The following is a 3,166-nucleotide window of genomic DNA, read 5'->3' on the forward strand; positions in this document are numbered from 1 at the left end:
TCTGTGCCGTGGTGCGGAAGAGCTCGCCCACGGCTGATTGGGCCTCGCGGTCGGCCTGGGCGCCGAAGAGGGTGTAGGAGGCGTGGGCGAACGCCTCACCTTTCATGGCAGCGGTCAGATCGGAGAGGGTCTGTGTGTGAAGAACGCGGGCGGCGGTGCGGGTTGCCCTGTGGTGATCGAGCGGCACGGCAAGGGCCACAGCCGTAGCCGCCTGGGACGCGGCGGTCAATGTGCACAGGCCGACCAGAAGCGTACGTATCGAGTGGCGGAACATGACGTCCTCCTTCGGGGCACTTCTGGGTGCGAGCGCCCCTCCTCATGGGACCCACACACGTGCACTGTCGCCCCTTCACGTGACCCTCTCGGGTGAATACGCTCAGTGATCGCGTGTCGTTCGCCGTGTTCCGACCGCTTCAGTGCGTGACCGGCCCCAGGGGGTAGGCGATGGCGAACGCGGTCTCATCCCCGTCCTGGGCCCGCGCGACTGCTTCGTCCAATTCCCCGTCCGCTCGCCTGTGCGCGCCGGGGTTGCCGTGGCTGGCATCGGTCCAGCGGGCGAGCGTGAGCGAGGTCGCATCCGGGGCATCGTCAGGGTCGGGCAGGCCGAGGGCCTCTCGTTGCTGGGCTGTGCCGGCAGAAGGTGCGCGCCCCGGTGTTTCGGCAGTTCTGGACAAGGGTCCACAGCTGTATCACCTGAGAGGAAGTTGAGAGATTGGCGTGCCAGGCTGGCGCCCCCACCCCACTCAGGAGCACCTCGATGAGTCTGATCAACGGCCTGCCGGCCCATGTCCTGCTGGTCCATATAGTCGTCGTGCTGGTACCTCTCACCGCACTGGCCTTGGTGGTGGCAGCACTGTGGCCACGCGCCGCCCGACGGCTGGGGCCGCTGCTGCCGCTGCTGGCCCTCGTTGCCCTGGTCAGCGTGCCGTTGACTACGCAGGCAGGCGAGTGGCTGGAACGGCACGTGAACGACGACGCCCTGGTTCGCCGGCACACCGAGCTGGGTGACGGGCTGCTGCCGTGGGCCGTAGGTCTGTTCGTGCTGGCCGCGGTCGTGTGGTGGGCGGGGAGGCAAGCTCCGGCCGGGCCCGGGCATGGCGGCAGCATGCGCTGGTCGGCCCTTCCTGTGCGGATCGTCGTGGGGGTGCTTTCGCTGGCCGTTGCGGTGGGGGCGGTTGTGGACGTTTACCGGATCGGCGACTCTGGAGCGAAAGCCGCCTGGCACGACACTTCCTCGAAGACGGCGACCGGGGCAAAGCGCGACTCCGACTCCTGATCAGGCTTGGTAGTGGGAGCTCTGGGGAGGGTGGCCTGTGGGTGGCATGGCGGGTCTCGGGCGCCGGGGGATGCTCGCGCTTGGCACGGTGATGATGCTTGCAGCGTGTACGTCAACTGCGAAAGGCACAGACAGGGCCAAGGTTCGCACCGACCTGGAGCCTCTGGAACGTCGGTTCGCTGCGCTCGGCCCCCTGTCCGGCGCACACTGGCTCGGGACCGCACTGGGCACCGATTCGGGGAGGTCCGTTCCGGGCCCTACCGATGTTCGAGTAGTGGGAACGGCCCAGCTGAGAGCGGGTGCCGTCGCTGCCATCATGGGCGCACCGCACCGGAGCTTTCAGCCTGAGACGCCAAGCCGGCTTCCTGCTGAACTTGCCGAGTTCATGCCCACGGGCGCCAGGTGGGTCCGGAAGCAACGTCTTCGACCGTGAAATGACGGGCGGGATGTACTCCGGCACGTTCTGTCTCGATCCGGGCACGGACACGGTTTACTTCGACACGACCAATCCAAGCGTTTCCGCCACCTCCGGACCGTGATCGAGTCCAACACCACGACGCACCCCCAGTGGGCTCACCGTCCGAGTCCTCCAGCGGCTCCTCGCCCTGACCACGGCCATCTGGCACAACGCACGGACCGATCAACCCGCGCTCGCTGACCGCCTGCCTTGGACAGCTGGACGCCTGGCCTCCACCGCTGGAAACCTCGCCTGCGCGAACGCCGCTGTGCAAAATGCCGCCATGGACACAAGTGCGCAGGGCGAGGCCATCGTCGAAGCCGGCTGGCAGGCGGTTCGCGCCGACAACCGCGTGCATGCGGAGCTGATCGATGCGGCGTATGCGGAGCCACGCCTACGGCAGCTTTTCCCCTGGACGGGCATGGCAGAGCTGCACTTCAGCCGCTGTACCGGCCACCCGTGGACGTGGGACATCCCCTACATTCAGCCTGCCCTGGGAGGCGGCTACTGGGTCTCCGGTCCCCTTCGGGACGAGGCCGTGGGCCCAGCGGCAACAGCGACACACGCCATCGCCACAGTGGTGAAGCGCCTACCACCCGACTGCGGACCTGCCTTCGTTGGCGGTCCGAAGGAACTCGCCGCGCACGAGGCGGCTGCGCGTGCACAGATCGGGGCATGGATGCGCAGAAGGTGACCTTGCGGAAAATGACGCCGTCGAAGCACGACGTGGCGACTGAGCATCGCGAAGCCGAGACGGCCAGCAGACCACCGAGGTCAAGGCGTCGTCGGACGGCACCGCTGTTGTGACGCTCCCGTTGAACAACCCGACGAGAAGGCCCCTGACCAATGCTCCTGGTCAGGGGCCGTTCATCTGCGGTGGGCGTGGGATTTGAACCCACGGTGGCTCGCGCCACGACGGTTTTCAGGACCGACCGCCTGTCGCTTTCCGGACCACCCGTGACCTGCCCCTTCCTTACAAAGCACCTGCCCTGGAAGCGGCACTATGGCCAGAGGATGGTCGCAGAGCTGCCTGAAGGCTCACTCCGGCGTCGCCGACCGTCCTCTTTTCAGGCGATCCCTGGTCCCACCAGGGTGAGGTGTTGAGCGACGGTGACGGCTGCGAACGTACACGCTTGGATGCCGTTGTACGCACGTCGATGTCAGCGTTGATGTCACGTCCGGACTTTCAGCTTGACGTCCGACGTTTGGCATGGGCTGAGCAACAGCCTGGGTCACCAGTTCAGGCTCGGAGGGCTTGGGCGTCTGCGTCTCCGCCGGTGGGCCCTCGGGGAGCCGGGTGCGGTCGGCGGTGTTCATCCCCGGCTCCCCTGCCTTCCTGGCTCCCCCCCCGCGACCCGGCGCAGCGTTCAGTACTGCTCGGTCTCCATGAAACCCGTGCTCGCGTTGTCGTCCGCGTCGAAGGCGGCGGCGGC

3 protein-coding genes, 1 tRNA gene and 2 pseudogenes are annotated in these 3,166 nt (G+C 67.2%); 3 read left to right on the top strand and 3 right to left on the bottom strand.

The features are described 5' to 3' along the window. Positions 1 to 274, bottom strand: a pseudogene (locus VXC91_RS44010) (hypothetical protein); the annotation flags it as partial. Positions 275 to 413: 139 nt separating this feature from the next. Then, positions 414 to 674, bottom strand: coding sequence for a hypothetical protein (locus tag VXC91_RS44015; RefSeq protein WP_329512956.1), 261 nt, complete (start codon positions 672 to 674; stop codon positions 414 to 416). Between the two features lie 83 nt (positions 675 to 757). Between VXC91_RS44015 and VXC91_RS44020 the strand changes: the two genes are divergently transcribed. The 3 genes and pseudogenes from VXC91_RS44020 to VXC91_RS44025 all read left to right on the top strand — a co-directional run bounded on the left by VXC91_RS44020 (position 758) and on the right by VXC91_RS44025 (position 2,427). Then, complete coding sequence (locus tag VXC91_RS44020) at positions 758 to 1,276, top strand: DUF2231 domain-containing protein (protein WP_329512954.1); 519 nt, start codon at positions 758 to 760, stop codon at positions 1,274 to 1,276. 557 nt (positions 1,277 to 1,833) lie between these two features. After that, positions 1,834 to 1,929 (top strand): annotated as a pseudogene (locus VXC91_RS47515) (IS982 family transposase); the annotation flags it as partial. Between the two features lie 87 nt (positions 1,930 to 2,016). Then, a complete protein-coding gene (locus VXC91_RS44025; protein WP_329512955.1) occupies positions 2,017 to 2,427 on the top strand; it encodes a DUF6193 family natural product biosynthesis protein in 411 nt (136 codons plus the stop codon). A 183-nt stretch (positions 2,428 to 2,610) separates the two neighbouring features. Here the strand turns inward: VXC91_RS44025 and VXC91_RS44030 are convergent. Further along, positions 2,611 to 2,723: transfer RNA gene (locus VXC91_RS44030), tRNA-Ser, on the bottom strand. Between the last annotated feature and the right edge of the window lie 443 nt (positions 2,724 to 3,166).

It is taken from the genome of Streptomyces chiangmaiensis (genome assembly GCF_036281785.1).
GTDB classification, from domain to species: domain Bacteria; phylum Actinomycetota; class Actinomycetes; order Streptomycetales; family Streptomycetaceae; genus Streptomyces; species Streptomyces chiangmaiensis.

Excerpts from the sequence above, each read along its gene's own strand:
- VXC91_RS44020 (WP_329512954.1), top strand. The coding sequence starts at position 758 with ATGAGTCTGATCAACGGCCTGCCGGCCCATGTCCTGCTGGTCCATATA.
- VXC91_RS44025 (WP_329512955.1), top strand. The coding sequence starts at position 2,017 with ATGGACACAAGTGCGCAGGGCGAGGCCATCGTCGAAGCCGGCTGGCAG.